This window comes from Mesorhizobium sp. M0296, from assembly GCF_040321675.1.
GTDB lineage: Bacteria > Pseudomonadota > Alphaproteobacteria > Rhizobiales > Rhizobiaceae > Mesorhizobium.
The window spans coordinates 21,787-39,907 of sequence record NZ_JAMYRZ010000039.1; the positions used below are offsets into that span (position 1 = coordinate 21,787).

General features: G+C 61.9%; 20 protein-coding genes and 2 pseudogenes. 7 read left to right on the forward strand and 15 right to left on the reverse strand.

Annotated elements, in window-relative coordinates:
- The first annotated feature begins 6 nt into the window (after positions 1 to 6).
- Positions 7 to 2,862, forward strand: coding sequence for a hypothetical protein (locus tag NKI97_RS28235; protein WP_352813532.1), 2,856 nt, complete (start codon positions 7 to 9; stop codon positions 2,860 to 2,862).
- Between the two features lie 535 nt (positions 2,863 to 3,397).
- On the opposite strand, the gene NKI97_RS28240 is transcribed toward NKI97_RS28235, so the two are convergent.
- The 3 genes from NKI97_RS28240 to NKI97_RS28250 form a co-directional block, all read right to left on the reverse strand.
- Entirely contained in the window at positions 3,398 to 3,649 is a 252-nt protein-coding gene (locus NKI97_RS28240; protein WP_352813531.1) for a DNA -binding domain-containing protein, read from the reverse strand.
- Between the two features lie 198 nt (positions 3,650 to 3,847).
- Entirely contained in the window at positions 3,848 to 4,675 is an 828-nt protein-coding gene (locus NKI97_RS28245; RefSeq protein ID WP_352837787.1) for a Coat protein, read from the reverse strand.
- A gap of 23 nt (positions 4,676 to 4,698) precedes the next feature.
- Positions 4,699 to 5,607, reverse strand: a complete 909-nt coding sequence (locus NKI97_RS28250) for a hypothetical protein (protein WP_352837789.1) — start codon at positions 5,605 to 5,607, stop codon at positions 4,699 to 4,701.
- A gap of 98 nt (positions 5,608 to 5,705) precedes the next feature.
- On the opposite strand from NKI97_RS28250, the gene NKI97_RS28255 reads away from it, so the two are divergent.
- Entirely contained in the window at positions 5,706 to 6,128 is a 423-nt protein-coding gene (locus NKI97_RS28255) for a DUF7674 family protein (protein ID WP_352837791.1), read from the forward strand.
- An 11-nt stretch (positions 6,129 to 6,139) separates the two neighbouring features.
- On the opposite strand, the gene NKI97_RS28260 is transcribed toward NKI97_RS28255, so the two are convergent.
- Positions 6,140 to 6,712: a hypothetical protein gene (locus tag NKI97_RS28260; RefSeq protein WP_352678816.1), complete on the reverse strand. Its 573-nt coding sequence runs from the start codon at positions 6,710 to 6,712 to the stop codon at positions 6,140 to 6,142.
- Positions 6,713 to 6,822: 110 nt separating this feature from the next.
- Between NKI97_RS28260 and NKI97_RS28265 the strand changes: the two genes are divergently transcribed.
- The 3 genes from NKI97_RS28265 (at position 6,823) to NKI97_RS28275 (ending at position 7,929) form a co-directional block, all read left to right on the forward strand.
- The gene (locus NKI97_RS28265; RefSeq protein ID WP_352837792.1) at positions 6,823 to 7,011 is read left to right on the forward strand and encodes a type II toxin-antitoxin system HicA family toxin; all 189 of its coding nucleotides are present in this window, start codon (positions 6,823 to 6,825) and stop codon (positions 7,009 to 7,011) included.
- 4 nt (positions 7,012 to 7,015) lie between these two features.
- On the forward strand, positions 7,016 to 7,417 hold the full coding sequence (locus tag NKI97_RS28270; protein WP_352541138.1) for a type II toxin-antitoxin system HicB family antitoxin: 402 nt from the start codon (positions 7,016 to 7,018) through the stop codon (positions 7,415 to 7,417).
- A 194-nt stretch (positions 7,418 to 7,611) separates the two neighbouring features.
- On the forward strand, positions 7,612 to 7,929 hold the full coding sequence (locus NKI97_RS28275) for a YMGG-like glycine zipper-containing protein (RefSeq protein WP_352453776.1): 318 nt from the start codon (positions 7,612 to 7,614) through the stop codon (positions 7,927 to 7,929).
- 223 nt (positions 7,930 to 8,152) lie between these two features.
- On the opposite strand, the gene NKI97_RS28280 is transcribed toward NKI97_RS28275, so the two are convergent.
- From NKI97_RS28280 to NKI97_RS28330, 11 genes and pseudogenes are all read right to left on the reverse strand, one after another.
- Positions 8,153 to 8,467 carry a hypothetical protein gene (locus NKI97_RS28280; RefSeq protein WP_352837794.1) on the reverse strand — a complete coding sequence of 105 codons (315 nt, stop codon included), beginning with the start codon at positions 8,465 to 8,467 and terminating at the stop codon, positions 8,153 to 8,155.
- A gap of 9 nt (positions 8,468 to 8,476) precedes the next feature.
- Positions 8,477 to 8,749, reverse strand: a complete 273-nt coding sequence (locus tag NKI97_RS28285) for a hypothetical protein (RefSeq protein ID WP_352490981.1) — start codon at positions 8,747 to 8,749, stop codon at positions 8,477 to 8,479.
- A 181-nt stretch (positions 8,750 to 8,930) separates the two neighbouring features.
- Positions 8,931 to 9,251 carry a Bbp19 family protein gene (locus tag NKI97_RS28290; protein WP_352837796.1) on the reverse strand — a complete coding sequence of 107 codons (321 nt, stop codon included), beginning with the start codon at positions 9,249 to 9,251 and terminating at the stop codon, positions 8,931 to 8,933.
- Positions 9,248 to 10,989: pseudogene (locus NKI97_RS28295) on the reverse strand (portal protein). The gene NKI97_RS28290 and the pseudogene NKI97_RS28295 overlap by 4 nt, the downstream one beginning before the upstream one ends.
- A 180-nt stretch (positions 10,990 to 11,169) precedes the next feature.
- Positions 11,170 to 12,333, reverse strand: coding sequence for an acyltransferase family protein (locus NKI97_RS28300; protein ID WP_352837798.1), 1,164 nt, complete (start codon positions 12,331 to 12,333; stop codon positions 11,170 to 11,172).
- Positions 12,334 to 12,678: 345 nt separating this feature from the next.
- Positions 12,679 to 12,828 carry a hypothetical protein gene (locus NKI97_RS28305; RefSeq protein ID WP_352837800.1) on the reverse strand — a complete coding sequence of 50 codons (150 nt, stop codon included), beginning with the start codon at positions 12,826 to 12,828 and terminating at the stop codon, positions 12,679 to 12,681.
- Between the two features lie 16 nt (positions 12,829 to 12,844).
- On the reverse strand, positions 12,845 to 13,438 hold the full coding sequence (locus tag NKI97_RS28310) for a hypothetical protein (RefSeq protein WP_352837802.1): 594 nt from the start codon (positions 13,436 to 13,438) through the stop codon (positions 12,845 to 12,847).
- The gene (locus NKI97_RS28315) at positions 13,435 to 14,190 is read right to left on the reverse strand and encodes a phage terminase large subunit family protein (RefSeq protein WP_502907129.1); all 756 of its coding nucleotides are present in this window, start codon (positions 14,188 to 14,190) and stop codon (positions 13,435 to 13,437) included. The genes NKI97_RS28310 and NKI97_RS28315 overlap by 4 nt, the downstream gene beginning before the upstream one ends.
- Before the next feature lie 306 nt (positions 14,191 to 14,496).
- Positions 14,497 to 15,130 (reverse strand): annotated as a pseudogene (locus NKI97_RS28320) (terminase large subunit domain-containing protein); the annotation flags it as partial.
- Positions 15,096 to 15,500, reverse strand: coding sequence for a hypothetical protein (locus NKI97_RS28325; protein ID WP_352453770.1), 405 nt, complete (start codon positions 15,498 to 15,500; stop codon positions 15,096 to 15,098). The pseudogene NKI97_RS28320 and the gene NKI97_RS28325, both read right to left, overlap by 35 nt.
- A gap of 3 nt (positions 15,501 to 15,503) precedes the next feature.
- Positions 15,504 to 15,908, reverse strand: a complete 405-nt coding sequence (locus NKI97_RS28330; protein ID WP_352453769.1) for a hypothetical protein — start codon at positions 15,906 to 15,908, stop codon at positions 15,504 to 15,506.
- Positions 15,909 to 16,279: 371 nt separating this feature from the next.
- On the opposite strand from NKI97_RS28330, the gene NKI97_RS28335 reads away from it, so the two are divergent.
- The gene (locus tag NKI97_RS28335) at positions 16,280 to 17,098 is read left to right on the forward strand and encodes a methyltransferase domain-containing protein (protein ID WP_352453768.1); all 819 of its coding nucleotides are present in this window, start codon (positions 16,280 to 16,282) and stop codon (positions 17,096 to 17,098) included.
- A gap of 715 nt (positions 17,099 to 17,813) precedes the next feature.
- Positions 17,814 to 18,119, forward strand: coding sequence for a hypothetical protein (locus NKI97_RS28340; protein ID WP_352472199.1), 306 nt, complete (start codon positions 17,814 to 17,816; stop codon positions 18,117 to 18,119).
- Positions 18,120 to 18,121 lie beyond the last annotated feature (2 nt).

Consider the following 18,121-nt stretch of genomic DNA (forward strand, 5'->3'; position numbering starts at 1 on the left):
TGACAAATGGACGGCATATACAGTACCGACCTCCCGCTGGTCGCCGCTCTGGATGAGGTGGTCGGCAATGTTGAGATCGACGGCATTCAGCGCTCGGCCCGACAGTCGATGGCCGACCACGCGGAGCAGATCGCTGCCGACGGGCCGATCGCTGAAGCACTAGCAGAAGAGACGTCATCGCGCATCGCTGCGGATACAGCGCTCGGCCTGCAGGTCGACGAGCTAGCTGCGCTGCCCAGCCAGGTTACAAATCTGACTGGCCGCGTCGATGCCGTTGAGACCATCGCTCTTAGTGGCGTCAAATCTGCCAAGCAATCGGTGCGGCTGCTTGTCACCACAGCGACTGATCCTGCCACTATGACAGCAGGCTCGACGCTGGACGGCCTGATTCTGGCTGTGAATGACCGGATCGGTCGCGCGACGCCAGCCGGGGCCGCTGCGGACGGCGTGTATGTCGTGCAGGCGGCCGGGGCAGCAATTCGGTCCGCAGACATGGACACCGAGGCCGAATTGATCGGCGCTCGTTTCGAGGTCGAAGCGGGTACGCATGCGTCCGAGACATGGGCGTTACAGACGCCCTCTCCAATCGTGGTGGGCACGACCGTTCTTACTCTGGTCAAGACGAGTTCTGCCAATGCCACAACGGCCGAGGTGATAGCTGGTCGCGGTGGCTATGCCTCCCTTAGCGAGCACTTCGATGCCCTTGCGGGCGTTGGTGCGCTAATAGCCACTCAGACTATTGGGCGTTCTGTCGCTCCGGTTACCGGGACCGCATTGCCATCGCAGCAATATGTTTACGCCAACACGATTTCAGCCGATGGCTACCTGGCATCGGTTCAATATTTTGCGATGAACGCGGGCGACGTAGTTCTGAGGCGCTGGTCTAAGACGGTCGACGACTTCGCCCAGATTGAAGATGAACTTATCTTGACGCTTTCGGCAGGGTTGCACACCCTGACTCCGGCCGATTTCGGCACATGGCGCGTCAAGACGGGAGACCGCATCGGCTTTTATCAGAACAACGTGCTCGCCTACCTCGCCGCCGCAGCGGACAGCGGTGGTTATTATAACACCGCGAGCAATGTCTCGGCGTTCACTGATGCCGCCGTTGCGTCTGCCTTCCAATTCCAGATTGGCCTTTCGTTTTCGATTGGCTCGGTGCCGTCCCTCGACAAGCGAGTAGCATCAATCGAGAGCAGCCAAGCGCTCTACGAAGTGCAGACCATTGGCCGCAAGACCGCGCCCGTCACAGGATCGGCCGCGACCGCGAACACCTATATTTATGGTGAGGTCATTCGACGGGCTGGCGTTCTGTCAGCTTTCCGTGCCTTCGCCCTGTCTGCGACGACTGCCTTTATTAAACGTTTTGCGCGGTCCGGAAATGACTGGTCACAAGTTGGTGTCGATCTGCCGGTGGCGCTCGCCGTAGGTCTCAACCAAATCACTGAGGATCAACTAGGGTATTTCCCGGTCAATGCCGGCGAATATCTTGGCCTCTACGCCAGCAACACGCTGGCCTCAAACGGCGGCATTGGCGATGATTTTGGTTGGTATGCCTCAGCCGGGAACCTGTCGGGTTTCACCGCTGCTACGGCGGTGACAACACGCCTTGCATGGGGTTTTGATGTCACTCCGGGGCCGCTCGCGGGCATCAAGCAGCGCGTCATCGATTTGGAGCAGGCTGGTGCAGATCGATATGACGACAGCATCACTGACGGTACATTTGCGGCAACAGGCCTAAACATCACGACTGCGATCACCTTCAATCGCAACGGCGCTCTTTCGGTCCACAACGATGCCAGGGCGCTCGCTGCCGCGACTGCCACCTACACCCGATATGATGTCCTCTACTATGATATCGAGGCGGGCACCTTTGGGCTGGTCGCCGGTACGGAGCGAACGACCGATCCGACAGCCTTCATCCCCGCACTCTCCAGCGCCCTGTACGTTCCGCTCTATCTGCTACGGGTCACCAGCACTGCCGTCACGGCCACACCGATGTGGGACCTCGATGCCAATGGCGAGGTCCGCGATGTTGCAGCGCAGATGGAGGAAGAACGCCGCCGCAATCGACGGATACTCAAGCGCTCGATCAGCAAAGCTCGTCGTCGCGCCTCTCTCCGCGTCCTCGGCTTCGGCGATAGCATCACTGCCATTGCCGGCGGTGCAAGCGGTGGCGTGACGACTGGCGCAAATGGCATAGCGCGTGATGCAGGAGCAGCCAACAGCGGAACCTATCAGTACCTGCGTGCGGCTTATGGTGCCGATGTCGTCAGCGCGATACCGCTCTACACGTCACTGCAGCTTGGTAGGGCCGATGATGGCGGCGGTGCGATCCATACGAAAGTCGGCTGGAATTGGGAGCTTGTCGCGGGCCTGGTCGGCATCGGCTACACGCTTGGCACCGATCTTTTCTACGACAATTTCGGCATTGCTGGTTATGCCACGGCGGATGCGGTGTCTGGCGTAACCCCGACCGCGTGGCTGACCAATGCCGCGGCGGTCGCAGCTGATCTCGCCATTGTCTGTCTCGGAATGAACGAACTCGGCAATGATTCCACCGGCGACCGGATGGAGATTATTATTCAGACGCTGCAGACAGCCGGCATGGACGTGCTCGTTCTCGGTGTGCCTAGCCCCGGCTCATCTGCAGGCTACGAGGAAACAAACCGTCGACTGAAACGCGCAGCCTATAAAAAGGGTGCCGGCTTCCTGTCGATGATGCCGATCTATGACGCCCGCTATATCCAGGCGATAGGCATAGACATCACCGATGTCTGTGCCGCGAATAACTCAAACCATCCAGGCTTACTGGAACACGCTGCGGTCGGGCGCGAGTTGGTGAAACTCGTTTTGGGATGATCACCACACTTGGTTGTCATGCCAATCTTCGTATTTTTCCTCATCCGTTCGAAAGGTCCGGTAACGCCAACGTCCATCTTTGCCACGCGTTCGCCACGCATGTTGTAAGACAAGTGGCGAGCGCTCATCTTCGGCTATGACAATCCACCAAAGAAAAACGCGTTCCCAAGGGACATCTTCGAAATGGAACGCGGAATTCCCACCGACGGCGCCTACGCCGCCTCCGAGCCGCTCAGAGTGCGTTGTCATGAGTTTTTTCCCAAGCCCAAGGGGTAGAATGCACCAATAACGGGCGAAGTCAATTTACTGCCCGTTTCGGTCAACCCTCTACCTAAGCAAGACAGGTGCTCGGGTTGTTTCCCGAGAAGCGGGTCTAGATTTGGCGTCCGACCCGCTCGACAGCATCAAACAGATAACTGCCGCACCGGCCCTTACGGGCACCGGGACGGTGACCGATTCTCGAAAGCCGTTAAATGACCCTTCAAGGCATTCAAAAGCATGGTCCACCTGAGAATGTGCGCCTCTTCGCGATCGGTCAGCTGGCGAGCAATTCCTTGTAGCCAGTCGTTACCATCCAGTTCGCCCGGTCGATATGGCTGCGAAGAGCCTTGCGAGCGCGGACCGGTTCAAGGACGGGGTCGATGCCGAGAATGAGCTTGGCCATCTCCTCTTCGCTGGCATTGTCAGCGCAGGCGTCCAAGATCTGCAGGTAGATGGTGAAATGCTCCTTGTCGTAAACCGTGATGGAGTCCGACCACGGAACTTCTTCAAAGATTCCATGCTTCATAACGAACATGCCTTTCGGATTGCTCCATGCGTACCGACTGGAGGCCGGCGCGCTCGCTGAGGTTTCCCTGCCCAGGAATTCTCGCGCTGCTTGCGGTCTCGTCAAGAGGCCGGCGCTGGAACCACCTTTAACGGCCGTTGAAAGCGCGCGATTTGGTGCCAACTGAAGTTGCGCGGAGGTGCCAAGTGATTTTGCGCGCTACACGACCATTTCGGTGACGCCGCCGCCATGGCCCTGCCGCGGCTTGCGGTCGAACTCGAGCGGGCCGCCTTCGGTATTGACTGGCAGCTCGTTCCACAGGATTGCCTTGTCCTTGAACATGAACGCCGTGTAGACGCCGCCGGCAACCGGAATGTCGTCGTCGACGACAGCCCTGAGCCCCATGTAATAGGGGATCAGCGGCCCGCCCTGCTCGGACGACGGCACATAGTCGATGAGGTCGGCGAGTTTCAGTGTCTTCATCTGTTTGGAATGCATCCAGATCGTCTTGAACTTGTCGGCGCGGTCGCCCATCAGATAGGCGGCCTCGATGATGTCGGTGTCGACGATGGAGGCGCCGGTGATTCGCACCAGGTCGCCGGCGTCATTGGCAATGTTGTCGGCCAGCACGCCTTTCAGTATGCCCAGCAGCGTAAGCTTGTTGGCGCGCTGCCAGTAGTCGGTCTGGCGGCGCACGATAAGCTTCTGCGGATCGTCGCCGGCAAGGATCGAGGTCAGATCCGGGATGCCCCAGGCCTGCGCACGCACATTGCGGGCCGCGACTTCGCGGCGCGCGCCGATCTTCTTCATCTCGATCGAGTCGGCCGGGTCGTCATTGACCGGCTCGGACGGATCGTTGCCGAGGTCCTTCCAGCCGGGCATGTCGACGGAACGTCCGCCCAGGCTGAGCTTCGAGGCGATCGACGGGTCGGAAAACAGGATCCCGGCCTGGTAAATCTCCAGCGACTGGACGTGCTCCTCGAACGAGTATTGCGCATAGACGGAGGGAACGATCGCGTCCGCGATACGGGTATAGGCGTCTGCCATTTTTGTCTTCCTTCAGGTTTGGGTTAAAGAGGATTGTTGGGCATCCACAGGTCGGGATTTTCGCCGGCCTCGCGTGCCAGCCGCCGGGCGCGGGCGGGGTCGCTTTTGACGAGCGCCGAGATGCCAGTCAGGTTGCGCTCGCCGGCGGCATTGCGCTTGAAGGGATTGCCTCCGCTCAAGGCAGCATTGCCGTCGATCGTGTCTTCGCGGAACATCGCCTCGCTGATGGCGTGGAACGCCTTGGCGATCTGCGGGTCGGTCAAGGCACCGTCCGGCAGAAGGATGCCCTTCGCCTTGTAGGCATTGACCAGGCCGAGCTTTTTCATCGCCCGGTTGGCGACCTCGAGCTTCTGGCGAAAGCCATCGCTGCCGGTCGGTCCCCAATCCCTGACGAGGTCGTCATGCGTCGTCTCGACCGAGCGGGCAAGGGCGATCTGCTGTGCCTTGGCCTGCTCGGCCATGTAGCCGACGAAGCGGTCGTGATAGGCCTGTGCGACCTTCGGGGTAGCACCTGCCTCGACCGCCCAGGCCTTGGACGCATTGGCGAGCTCGTCCGAATAGGCGAAGTTTTCGGGGAGCCCGTGGGGGCGCCGGTACTCGACCTTCTCGGGTGAGGTCAGCGGACGCATCGCCTCGGGCAGCCGGGCATGGAACCTGTCCCAGTCTTCCGCGGCTGCATCGGCTGCCGGAACGCGCAGGCTCTCGCCCTGCTGCCGCTCCAGCTCCGCATAGGAGGCGAAGACCCGATCGAGGCTTTCAGGCTTGGTCCAGCCCTTGGTTTCAGCAAGCTTGCGGTTGCCTTCGGAAAGACCGTCAAACCAACTTTTGGCCGCAGGCGGGGCGGACCCGTTGTCCCCGTTGGCCGGTGGCCGTGCAAGGTTGCCCGCCGGTGGCGCCGCCACCACGGACCCGGCGTCTGCCAGATCTGTCATGAGAAGATTCCTTTACTTAGGGTTCAATGAAAAGTGCCGGCTGGTTCAGCCGGGCTTAAAGCTTGCCAGTCCGGAGCTGCCGCGCGAAAAGAGGCAGCATGACCGGAGAGAACGACGCCGCAGACTTCACCTTCGACGGCTCGAACATGTTCGAGCCGCTGATGGCGGCCGATCCGTCGTTCCGTGGGCAATGGGACAGATTCCACGATGAATGGCGCGATGAGGCGGAAGAGCCGCTGTATCTTGCCTTGTCGGAGCTGGCTCTCCACCTGATTCACCATCTCGAAGCTGGAAAGACAGATCGCTTCAGCGACATTTTCGATGTCGTCGAGCGCTGGATCGTCGAAGGCAATCGCCACGTGCGGGAAGCCGCGATCGTCGGGCTGCTCGAAGATCTGCAGAACCCGAGCCTGCATCGCAGCACACACCCCGACCGTTTCAAGCCATGGCTGCGGCCTCAGTCGGCTATCTGGTGGGCGAAACTCTACGCATTCTGGTCCGACGGAACGCCACTGGTCTAAGCCGGCCGGCCTCAGGCATTATCGCCCCAGTTCTCCCAGAGCAGGGTGATGGTGCCCGACACCGCCAGCGTGCCGTCGGCGTCGATATCGGTGCCGGTCGCAAACGCCAGGTTGAGATAGAGGTCGACCGGCGTCACGGTGCCGTCGAGCGTCAAGGCTGCGGCAACATCGGCAATCGACGCGCTCGACGGCGCGGCACCCGCGCCATCCAGCGTGCGGCCGGTCGCGGCCAGCACATTGACCATGGTGCCGGCAAGCACCGCGCTCGATGCTGCCGTCGAGCCGAGCGACCAGGTCAGCGCGGCATTGTCGTTGATGGTCGAGGCGCGCGGCGTCAGCACGGCGAACTGCAGTCTTGCCGTGCCGCCCTTGATGCGGACCTTGCCATCGAGAAAGTCGAAGAGCTTCTGGCTGGCAAAGCCCTGCGCATCGGTGACCGGCACCGGCATGGCATTGAAGGAGAAGACGGTGCGGTAGGCGCCGCCCTGCCCAGTCGTCCTGGCGGTAAGCCCCGCCCTGGGCGGGGCAAGGCCGGCTTCTCTGGCGGCGGCACGCGAAAGCGTCCGGGCAAGACCTCGGGTCATTTGGTATCTCCATTCTTGCAGGATTGAAAACGGGGTCGGCTGGGCCGCCGCACGCAACAGCGGCAAAAGCTCATGGACATTTGGATCAGTTATGTGTATCTATACACAACATGAAGAGCGCCGATGTCATTCACAGGCTGTTGGCGGATGGCTGGTACGAAGTGGCTCGAAAAGGAAGTCACGCCCAGTTCAAGCACAAATCCAGGCCGGGCCGGGTGACAGTTCCGCATCCCAAGCGCGACATCCCGATCGGCACTCTCAAGAGTATTGAAGAACAATCCGGCGTGAAGCTGAGGTAGAGAAATGCGGAACTATATCGGATTGATCCACAAGCAAGCGGACAGCGACTTCGGCGTCTCCTTTCCCGATTTTCCGGGCCTGGTGACAGCCGGCGTCAACCTGGATGATGCCCGTGCCATGGCCGGGGAAGCACTGGCCTTTCATGTCGAGGGGCTGGTCGAGGATGGCGAGGCCATTCCCGAACCGTCATCCCTGGAGGAAGTGATGTCGGACAAGGACAATCTGAGCGGTGTCGCCATCCTGGTTCCCTTGAAAGCTGAAGCTGCGAAGGTCGTGCGTGTCAATGTCACCATTCCGGAAGATGTCCTCGATCAGATTGACCGATATGCGGAGCGCCACGGCTACAGCCGATCCGGATTTCTGGCCGCTGCGGCGAAAAAGGTAATGCAGATCGAGGCAGCGTAGCGCTCTCGAAGGTCGACTGGAGATGAAGCTCTTTGGGTCTTGTTCGGTTACTTTCTTTGCGGATCAGGCTGTCAGACAAAAACAACCATGTCTTATTTCGTGAGGCACGGTGCCTATGTTCCGCCGCAAATGCGACCGCACTTGGCAAAATCACCCCGTGTATTAGCTCATAGGTTTCAAGGGAGTACCAGACGATGACCATGTCCAGAGCCATTGCCGCCATGCTGGTGACTGCCGCATTGGCAGGCTGTGCGCAGACCGAAGCACAGCAGAGAACCAGCACCGGTGCGCTGCTCGGCGCCGGCGCCGGCGCGCTTGCCGGCCAGGCGATCGGCGGCAACACCAAGAGCACGGTCATCGGTGCCGGAGCCGGCGCCCTGCTGGGCGCCGTCGTCGGCAACGCCACCACGCCGCAGCCGCGCAGCGAACAGCTTTGCCGCTATCAGGATCGCACCAGCGGCCGCATCTACACTGCCCCCTGCGACGACCGGTATTATAACGGCGATTATTGATCGTAGAATGCGGTTGGCGCGGTGGAGCCAGCTTCAGCGGCTAGTGCATGTCGCCCAAAAGTTTGCAGCGGTTCTGGGACAACGACATGGATGAACAAAGACCTAAAGGCGCGTCGATACGCGACGCCCTTTAAGGGACGATCTGTCAGGCCAAGCCGGGTGTACGGCAGGGCAGAATTAGGGGCATCATCACCTCAATTCGCAATTCCAATCACAAGAACGTTCAACCCACGAAATTTTCCTCCACGAACATCTCCGCAAATTTCTGCGGTGTGAGAGTTACATCATTGTCGCGGGCGATTTTGAGGTTCCTTGCCCACATATCCCGGATTGCTGCCGGCATTCCCTCAGGCATGTGCATAGACTGGGCTATTGCGTCATGCCATTGTCCATCGCCGCCATAGATAGATTGCAGTTTGGGGCCCATCTTTTTCAAGCCATCCTCCGACTCCTGAGAAAGTTCTCCGATGGCCCAGAGCACATAAAGCTCCAGTAGCCTGAGCAGCGGCTGTCCATCATAACGTGGGTCAGTCGACATTTTTACTTCCTACGCATCATTTTCGGCGTAATAAATGAGCCTTTCACAGATGGCCGACAGGCTGGGCTTTTCCTTCAACGACGCAACCCAGGCCTCGGTAAATTCGATCGCAATGAATATTTCGATAAAGTATGTCAGGCCCGCTTTGGCTGCCTCCGCTGGCACCAATCCCTCTTCCGGCTCGGTCGCAACCATTGCATCTGAACCCTCGGTCCAAGGCTCCGACACATAAATCGTGTCCTCCTCGTCAAATTCCGGCAACCGTCCAACGATATCCAGCAACCTTATTGTTTTCCCCACAAAGAAAATCCTCCTCGGCGATCCGGGTGTTGTGTCTCCTGGAAGGTAGTCCCACCATCATGTTGGGATCTAGGGACAAGTTGCATCACACCGGGTTCGTAAACTTGCACAATGATCAGCCGAAGTGGGTCATGGCCTCCGCAAGGTCAGTGCTCCCCGCCCCCTACGCCTCCAGCCTCGCCGCCTTCTCCAGTGCCGCCAGTTGCGCCTCGTCCAGCATCAAAAACCCCATAATGTGCTGCACCACTTCGGCGCGGGCATTGCTCAGCGCGCTGTGCAGCTCGAAGCCGTTCGGCGTCTTGGTCTTGGCCAACCACTCGCCATAGGACGGGCGGCGGTAATAGCCGGTCACGGCCGTCAGGTCGGCCAGCACCATTTCGCCGTCCTGGCCCGAGAACACCCTGAGATAGGCCCTGGCCAGGGCATCCCGCGCCTTGGCCGGGCCGCCGGCCTGGCTGGAATGGGCGAAGCGTTTGCCGCTCATGCGCCCTGCCCGCCCGAAGCATCTTGCGCAGCCTGCGGCATCAGCCCGCCGAGCCCGTCGAGCAGGCCGCTGTCGCGCGCCTGCACTGCCGCCGGCACGGCATCCCTGGCGACCTTGCCGGCGGCAGCCATCGCCGCCATGCCGGCCTGTTCAGCTTGAGCCTTGGCTCTGGCATCGCGGATGCCGGCCACCTCGTCCTGGCGGCGAAAGATGCGCTGCGGGCTGCGGCCGGCGCCCTGCACGATCTTCAGCGCCTCGTCGCCGTCGATATTGTCCATCACGCCGGGGTCGAACTGCGCCATCTGCATGGCGGTGGTGACAACCTGGATGGTGTCGCGCGCCTCGACCGAACGGCGCAGCACGTCGAGCGGGCCGGTGAAGGTCGGCCGCAACGCCTTGCCGGCAAGGCTCGCCGGCGGCAGGAAGCGGCTGTCTTCCTCGTAAAGTCCCTTGTCCTCGAGAATGCCCAGCTCGCGGTCGAGATTGCTGGCAAAGCCGGCCTGGATGATCGAGCCGGAGGGGCCGAGCAGCGCGCCCTTTTCCCCTGCCGGATCAAGGCTTCGGTCGCCGTCATCTGCGGGTTCTGCACCAGCGTCTGGAACAGGTTGACGAACATCATGTCACGGATCTCCTCGGCCCGGCTGTCGGCATAATTGAAGGCATAGGTCGGGTTCTGGCCGGTGGCGATCGGCGCGATCAGCGGCCGGCCGGCATCATCGATGAGGCCGGGATAGTTCTCGCCGGGATTGAGCACCGGCACATAGTCGAGCCTTGCCTTGGAGGCGGTCGCCGGATCGGTGATCTGCTGCAGCGCGCGCAGGCCGGAGCGCCGCACGGCGTTCTCCTCGCGCACCGTCGTCAGTGCTTCAATGGTCGGCGAGATGCCGTACGGATCGCCCTCGTAGCGGCGCCAGTTGAAGCACGACACCGGGAACGAGCGAAAACCGCTTTCCCTGACTATCACCTCCTCGTCCTCGATCACGTGATAGGAAGCGAACGCCGTATCCAAATACTGGTAGGAACCGGAGAGGCTGTACATCTTGCGCTCGTCGCGCGGCTGGACGCACTGGATCAGCGAGATTTTCGTCTCGCATTTGGCGGAGTCGTCGACCAGGATTTTGATCCGCGCCGGCAGTCTGTCGTAGCCGAGCAATTGCGCCGCCTGTCTTGCCGTGCGCTCGTAGCGGCGGTGGAAAATATCGACCTGGCCCCAGCGGTTGCGCGAGAGATAGCCCTCGACCACCGGGATCGAGGCATAGCGGATCAGCGTGCCGCCAAAACCTTCCTCGGCATAGAGATAGGCCGGGCCGTAGCGCACGACATTGCGCAGGCAGGCCTGCGTTGCCGGCACGAAGTTCGAATTGGCGGAGTAGCGCAGCGAGAAAAGGAAATCGCGCAGCGCTTCCGCCCATTCCTTTTCCTCGTCGGTCTCCTCGTCGTTGATGGCCGCGGTCGACAACCCATGCCATTTCTCCGACTGCGGAATGATCAGGCTCTCCAGCCCCGCGGCCAGCCGGTTGGCGGCCGAGTTTATGGTATTGGCATAGACCCGCGCACCGCGCCGCTCCTGCCGCTCGGCCTGCGAATCGACGCCGGCCTGGCGGCGGCCACTCCACATATCGGGCGCGTCGGGATCGCAGAATTCGGACACCGCCTCCCAGACATGCTCGTACTGGCTGCGCTCGCTCTCCAGTTCAGCCTGTCGCGACAGAATATCGCGAGCACGGGAATCGCTCATGGTCAGCCTCGCTTGATGAACTCAATGGGAAAAAGAAAGAAATGGCGGGACGCCGAAGCTGCCGATCTCCCCACTTGAGGGATGTCCGGTAGGACAGAGGGGGTCGTCTCGCGTGGATCGGCGACCCCCTCTGTCGCCTTCGGCGACATCTCCCCCTCAAGGGGGGAGATCGGCAGCGCCTTATTCCGCCGGCGTCGTCTCCAGCGCGGCTTTGCGCCCAAAGCGCTGCACCACGAAACGCCCCATCTTCTGGCCGGGTACTTCGATCAGCGTGTAGGTGATCCAGGACAGCAGGCCCACCACCGGCAAGACGATGACAGTGACGACCGCGAAGCGCAGCGGCGCCGACAGCTCGTGGCCGAACTGGGTGATGACCAGAGCCGCCACCGGCTGGAGAACCAGCAGATGGATCAAATAGATGCTGAAGGAAAGCTCACCCATCAAATGAAAGAACCTGTTGGCGAGCGTCATGGCGATCTTTCTGGCCACGGTGCCCACCATTCCCGGCAGCATGCGGTAGAGAACCAGGGCAAAGAACCCCAGGACGAGCACTTCGCGCATCACCAGCTTGCCCAGCCCATAGCCGCCGCCGAAGGGCAGCGCCGCCAGCAGCATGGCCAGTGCCAGATGCACGAAGGGCCGCTTCTGCCTTTGATGGACGACGCCCGCCAGCAGCATCCCGCACAGGAAAATCTGCATCTTCAGCGGCAGGAACGACGGCATCGGAAAATGCACCGACAACTGCCCCATCAAGAACACCATCGCGCTGCCGATCGTGGCGACCACGAGGGCCGCCCATAGCCAGTCAAGCCTGCGCACCAGCAGCATGATGGCCGGGAACACTGCGTAGAACTGCATCTCCAGCCCCAGGCTCCAATCCGGCAGCGGCGTGCGGTAGGCGAAATTCGGCACCAGGCCGAACAGGAACAGCAGATGGGCGCCGATATTCTTCAGGCCGCTGTCGAGATAACGCTCGGGCGCCTGCGGCGACCGCAGCAGGAACTCGTCGATGACCATTCTCGACCCGTAGAGATAGGGGCCGAGCGCCAGGGCAGCGAACAGCATGATGTAGAACAGCGGCGCTATCCTGAAATAGCGGCGGGTCCAGAATTTCAGCCAGGTTTCCGGCCTTTGCCAGGGCTCCTTGTCCTGGCGCAGCTGGTAGTGGAACACCATCAGGAAGCCGGACAGCATGATGAACAGATCGACGCCGAGATCCGGTTCGCCAAGAATAGGAATCTGCCAGCCGGTCAACAACAAGCAGTGCCCGATGAGCACCCAGATCGCGGCGAGCGCCCGAAGCCCGTCCAGGCACTCGATGCGCGATGACCGGGCTTCTGTCATGCCGAACTCCTCGATAGCCATGTTGCAATGCAGCATGGCGGCTGAGGGAGGAATGTCAATCGTGCGGAAGGAACACGATTTGCGCTGGGCTGTTACGGAAAACGCGAAACACCGCAGGGCAATTGTAGAGGCATGCACTTGAACACCCCCCTCTGTCCTGCCGGACATCTCCCCCTCAAGTGGGGAGATTGGCAGCTTGGAGGACAACGCCTTTTCTGCACCCCTCGAAAATTGGCGAAGACCGAGACGACAGCCAATCTCCCCACTTGAGGGGGAGATGTCCGGCAGGACAGAGGGGGGCGCGAAGGATCGCGGCTTACGCGATCCCGGCAGACAAGCTCCCGTCTATCTCTTCTTCACCAACCGCGCGTGCCGGCGCCAGTACCACCAGGCGAGCACCCGGTTGCGGAACACTCTTCTCATGGCGCCCATGTCACACCCCAGCAGCACGCGGCGCTGGCCGGTGAGCTCACTGGGCGACAGATCGGTCTTCACGGTTCCTGCGGTGCCGTCATTGGCCGCAAGCTGGGCCCGCAAGGCGGCTTCGCGCGCCTGCACATCCTTGTCGGCAATGGTCGGTGTCGGCGGCAACGGCTTCAGCGCCGGCGGCTTTTGAAAAAGGCACATGGTTTTCTCCAGAGTGAGAGGCTCTTATCCAGTCGTAGAGCAGAAAATCCTCGCCGTTCCTGCCATAGCCCGGCAGGCGGCAGCGTTGCGTCGCGCCGAGCCGGGCAAGCCAGCGCAGCGCCAGTTGATTGGCCGCCAAGGCGCGGGCCTCGACACGCCAGGCGCCGCGCGCCGCGACTTCAGGCCCGAGCACGGCATGAAAGAACTCGGTAATGCCAGGCACGCAGCGCCTCATGCGGCGCGTGCCCCAGCTCCAGGCGATCCACAGCCCGCCGCGCTGCTCGGCAGCGCCGAAGCCGGCCTCCGGATTGCCGTCGAGCTCGGCGACATAGGCAAACCCCTGCAGCGCCGTCAGCGCCAGCAGCGCCGGCGACCAGTGGTCGAACTGGCAATCGATCTCGACCCGGTCCTCGGGCCGGAGGTTGGCGGCGATGTAGGAGAGGTCGCGCAGGGTGGCGGGAATGATGCGGAGGGTCACCGAAACGCCCCCAGCGGATCGCTCTGCCCGGCCTTCCGCCGCGCGGCCTTGAACACCGCCGGGTCGACCTGCGCTTCCCTCAGCATCATCACGCCGTAGCGTGTCGCCGCCATCAAATCGTCGCGCAGCTTCACCACCTGGCCATCCCTGCGATGGTAGAGCCGGAACTCCTCGAACCACGGCAAAAGCGTCGAGAACACCTTGAAGCGGCCGCTCTGCATCCGGTCGAGCATCTCCATCAGCCCGGCTTCGACCGATACCGAACCGTCGGCGAACTGCGCGTGGCTGGCGAGCATGTTCAGCCCATGCGCGGAATATTGCCTGGCAAGGGCGGTGCCGGCACCCTCCAGCGTCTCGCGGCGGCCGTCGCGCGGCCATGCCCATGGCAGCCATTCGCCCCATGGTTTCAAGGTCAGCGCCTGCATGGCGGGCGTCTGCTGCGAAGCCCGGCAAGCCTTTGTGACATAGACGACATCGGCCTCCGTATCCCAGGCGAGCTCGACCGCCGCCGAGGGATGGTCCCAGCCGAAATCGAGGGCCCCGAGCCGCGGCCAATAGCGCGGCAGCGGGAACGGCTCGCAGGCGATCAGTTCCTCGGCCACCGGAAAGATGCGGCCGGAGCCCAGCACCGGAATGCCTTTTGCCCTGGCTTCCCGCTCATGCGCCGGATAGGCGGCAACGATCTCGGCGCGCTGCTGCGGCGTATAGTGCTCGGCATCGTCGATGGTCATGAAGGTGACGTGGCGGGTCATTGTGCGCCCTCGCGGCATTGAATCGTGGTGGCAGGCGCTGGACGGATGATGTTGTCCGGCAAAGAATATGACGCGGTCGGTCAAAAGCTTGGGTTCCTCGCCCCACGGAGTGGGGAGAGGTGGCTCGGCGAAGCCGAGACGGAGAGGGGAATTGCGCCGACCTGTGCAGACAACAATCGAGGAAGCCAGCGTCTGGCGCTTACAAAAGTCCCCTCTCCGGCCGCTGCGCGGCCACCTCTCCCTACTTTGTGGGGCGAGGAACCCAAGTCCTGCGATGTCACTGTCCCATCCCTCCAACCTCCTCAGCCGACAAGAACAACAGCACCACGTCCGACATGCCGAGCAGCGGCGTGAAGGTGACGATGGTGATGCCGCCGGTGGCGTTGGTACGGGTCAGCCCTTCGGAATAGATGTCGAGCGGCGGCTCCTCGTCGAACCAGACGCCGTGCAGCGTTTCGCCCTGCCATTTCTCGCGACCCTTCTCGTAGCTCTTGAACGACAGCACCGATTCACCGGCCTGGACATCGCCGCCGCCGCCCCAGCGCACCACGACGCTGTCGAGCGCGCCCGGCGCCCGCCCCGCCATCGTGCTGACGAGGGCGTCGGCCGGGATCATGCCGGTGCCCCAGGCCGCCTGCTGCTGCGGCGGGCCGATGAGGATGCGCTGCGGGTTGTCGCGCGTGCTTTCGCCGGTGACGCCGGCCGCCCACATCCGAACCGGACAATCGAAAACCTTGCCTTGCCACCAATCTGGATAGCGGCCGGTGAGGTGCATCGCCCATTCGGCGCCGCCGGCCCTGGTCTTGCCGAGCTGGTTGCCGGCCATGAACAGGCGCTCTCGATTGGTCACGCCGGCTGCATGGAACTCGGCCTGCCTGGGATAGGGCCGATAGGCGGCAAGCTGGTTAGTGCGGCGCCTGCGGTCCAGCTCCGCCAGCAGGCTGAGATATTCCGTCCTTGCCGCCCGGCTGTGCGAGGCCTTTTGCGAAGCCCGGCTTCTCGAGGAACGGCCTAAGGACGGCTTCGAGGCCGCGGATGCGCTGCCTGATTTCGTCATCGCTCAATGCATCCAGATTGTTGATGTTGACATTAAGGTCCTTGGGAAGCACCGACAGCACGAGCTTCAGGTACTGATCGGGCTTTTCGGCGCGCACCTCGGCGATGACGCCGGCGCCATGGGCGCGAAAATCGGCGCGGATCGCTTCGAGGAAACCATCGGCCAGCGTCTTCTTCGCCCGCTTGGTTCGGCCGGGCTTGCCGGGTGCCTGATCGTGCGGCTGCGGATCGCCGGTGGAAGGAGCCTTGGCCATGCCCTACTCCGCCGTCCCGGCGGACATCGGCTTCTTGTTGCCTGGCCGCACGATGCGCTTGCGCGGCCTGGCCTTCTTGCCGGCGCGTGCCGATTTCGGCTTCCGCGGCTGGCTTGCGGGTTTCGCATCAGTCGTCGTGCCGGGCTTCATCGCACCGGCGTCAGGCAAAGCATTCAGCCTTGCCCTGAGAATTGCCACCGCGTTGCCGTCGAGTGCTCCCGACGGAAAGCCGAAGCCGCCGACCGCATCGACGCTACCGCCGCGCACCATGCCGATCCGCACGCCGGCGGCGACCGCCTCGAAGCGGCCATGGCGTGCATAGGGTGCGGCGCCGGCGAACTCGCCAATAGCGCTGACGACCTCTCGGCCGTCATCGTCGGTGATGATGGTGGCGTAACGGTTGGACATGGGGTGTCTCTGAAATGGGCGCACGGGCGCGTTGGGAAATCTATGGACGATAGGTGGTTGCGGACCGGCATAGTCGGTCGCGTTCATTCGCGCCGACATACCTCGGCAGCACACGCAACATTCGGTCGAACAGGAGCCCGAAATGAAAAACCCGCCTCGGCGGGCGGGTCGTTGGAGCCAATTGGCAACATACCCAGTTTAGTAGCATAGCTGCCGGCACAAAGCAAGAACAAAATGTGGCGCGGTGGAAGAAAATGCACTGACGACCTCGCACCATCGTCGGTGAACGGCTGGAAGGAGGGGCGAAAAAGGCGGGCATTGCGTGAGACTTGCGTTGATGGGATGGTGGTTGCGCTTGAGGGGAACGCGTCATGGGCAATGTCACCAGTCACTACGGCAGCGACGGCATCGTCGATCGCATATTGGCCGCGATCCCGGACGCCGACCCGGCCGGAAAACTCGCGGCCGCGCAACTCTATCCATTCGATCAGCTCCATGGCCGCGAACTGATCGCCACGCGGGAGCATGCGGCCCGTCTTGCTCCTTCGCCGACAGATCGGATCCTGGATATCGGCTGCGGCATTGGCGGGCCGGCAAGGTTTCTGGCCTCGACCTATGGCTGCCAGGTCGACGGCATCGACCTGACACCAGCCTTTGTCGCCGCGTCGAGCCGACTGACCGCACTCAGCGGACTGGCAGACAAGGTTCGCTTCCATCAGGCCGACGCAACGAAACTGCCTTTTGGCGACAGCACCTTCGATGCGGCGATCTGCTTCTATGTCGGCATGAACATCGAGAACAAGGCCGCGGTCATCGACGAGGCCTGGCGCGTGCTGAAACCGCGAGGCAGGCTGATCTGGACCGAAGCCGTGCTCGCCGGCGGCGAGCCCTACTATCCCATGCCCTGGGCGGTTTCTGCGGCGACCAGCCACCTCGCCGATCGGGAAAAATTGAAAACCCTGTTCGTCGATGCCGGATTTCGCATCGACGAAATCGTCGACGAAACCGGCGAACATGTTGAGCTGGCGCTGAAGAGGGCCAATTCCGGCATCGTGCCCTCGCCGGCGCAGCAGCAGGCAAATGAAGTCGTCATGGGCGCGGAATTCCTGCAGCGCCGCCGCAACTACATCCGAAGCCTGAGTGACGGAAAGCTCGCCTCGCTCGCCGTGATCGTCTCCAAACCGGCCTGAAACAAAAAACCCGCCTCGGCGGGCGGGTCGTTGGAGCCAATTGGCACCATACGCAAATTAGTAGCATAGCTGCCGGCACAAAGCAAGAACAAAATGTGGCATGGCGGCAGAAAAATGCGAATTCCGTTCAGCGCCTCGCCTTGTCCGCCTCCCGATTGACCTTCCAAGAAGAGCGCTAGGCTGCATTCCTTCGCGCCCCTCTCTGTCCTGCCGGACATCTCCCCGACTTGGGGGGAGATCGGCTTTCGCGCCGGCTTTCGCCAATCTCCAACGTTGCAGGAAGAGCGCAGCGCCGAAACCGCCAATCTCCCCACTTGAGGGGGAGATGGCCGGCAGGCCAGAGGGGGGGTACTGTCCCGGGCGCTGTCCCGCCGACTTAAAGCCGGCAACACAAGCAACGTTCGATCGAAAAGAAGCCTGAAAACAAAAACCCGCCTCTGTGGGCGGGTCGTTGGAGCCAATTAGCACCATACCCAAATTAGTAGCATAGCTGCCGGCACAAAGCAAGAACAAATCTGGCACGGCGACAAAAAATCCGAATTCTCTTCGGCGCCTCGCGCTGCCCGCCAGCCACTTTGTGGGCGCGAACGCAGCGTCGGCAATTGGCGCTTTCTCCATTTGCCGAGGCATCTCACCGGCCGACGAGCAGCCGCAGCCGCGGATCAGAACAGGCATTCGCGCGTTTGACCCGTAGCCAATGGGAGCAAAAATCATCATGAACGTCGCCAATCTGCAACTCGAAGGCCTGCTGATGGCCATCGCATCGATCAATCAGGTCCTGGTCCGCAAGGGCGTGGTCTCCGTCGAGGAGATAGACATCGCCTTGCGCAAGGCCGAAGCCAGCGAGACCAACGAGGAAAGGTCCGAAGGCATGTCGGCGTCGAGCCGCGACGCCGTCAACTTCCCGATCCGACTGCTGGAGTTGGCCAATCAATGTCAGCCGGAGACGGACATGCCGTCCTTCTCGAAACTGGCACGCATGGTCGGTCAGATCAAGGAACCTTACAACGACCAGATGTGACG

Coding starts and splice junctions, on each gene's coding strand:
- NKI97_RS28300 (WP_352837798.1), bottom strand. CDS start 12,333: ATGACAGAAGCCCGGTCATCGCGCATCGAGTGCCTGGACGGGCTTCGG.
- NKI97_RS28330 (WP_352453769.1), bottom strand. CDS start 15,908: ATGTCCAACCGTTACGCCACCATCATCACCGACGATGACGGCCGAGAG.
- NKI97_RS28315 (WP_502907129.1), bottom strand. CDS start 14,190: ATGACCCGCCACGTCACCTTCATGACCATCGACGATGCCGAGCACTAT.
- NKI97_RS28255 (WP_352837791.1), top strand. CDS start 5,706: ATGACCGGAGAGAACGACGCCGCAGACTTCACCTTCGACGGCTCGAAC.
- NKI97_RS28280 (WP_352837794.1), bottom strand. CDS start 8,467: ATGTCGACTGACCCACGTTATGATGGACAGCCGCTGCTCAGGCTACTG.
- NKI97_RS28290 (WP_352837796.1), bottom strand. CDS start 9,251: ATGAGCGGCAAACGCTTCGCCCATTCCAGCCAGGCCGGCGGCCCGGCC.
- NKI97_RS28340 (WP_352472199.1), top strand. CDS start 17,814: ATGAACGTCGCCAATCTGCAACTCGAAGGCCTGCTGATGGCCATCGCA.
- NKI97_RS28335 (WP_352453768.1), top strand. CDS start 16,280: ATGGGCAATGTCACCAGTCACTACGGCAGCGACGGCATCGTCGATCGC.
- NKI97_RS28260 (WP_352678816.1), bottom strand. CDS start 6,712: ATGACCCGAGGTCTTGCCCGGACGCTTTCGCGTGCCGCCGCCAGAGAA.
- NKI97_RS28325 (WP_352453770.1), bottom strand. CDS start 15,500: ATGGCCAAGGCTCCTTCCACCGGCGATCCGCAGCCGCACGATCAGGCA.
- NKI97_RS28240 (WP_352813531.1), bottom strand. CDS start 3,649: ATGAAGCATGGAATCTTTGAAGAAGTTCCGTGGTCGGACTCCATCACG.
- NKI97_RS28235 (WP_352813532.1), top strand. CDS start 7: ATGGACGGCATATACAGTACCGACCTCCCGCTGGTCGCCGCTCTGGAT.
- NKI97_RS28265 (WP_352837792.1), top strand. CDS start 6,823: ATGAAGAGCGCCGATGTCATTCACAGGCTGTTGGCGGATGGCTGGTAC.
- NKI97_RS28245 (WP_352837787.1), bottom strand. CDS start 4,675: ATGGCAGACGCCTATACCCGTATCGCGGACGCGATCGTTCCCTCCGTC.
- NKI97_RS28250 (WP_352837789.1), bottom strand. CDS start 5,607: ATGACAGATCTGGCAGACGCCGGGTCCGTGGTGGCGGCGCCACCGGCG.
- NKI97_RS28275 (WP_352453776.1), top strand. CDS start 7,612: ATGACCATGTCCAGAGCCATTGCCGCCATGCTGGTGACTGCCGCATTG.
- NKI97_RS28270 (WP_352541138.1), top strand. CDS start 7,016: ATGCGGAACTATATCGGATTGATCCACAAGCAAGCGGACAGCGACTTC.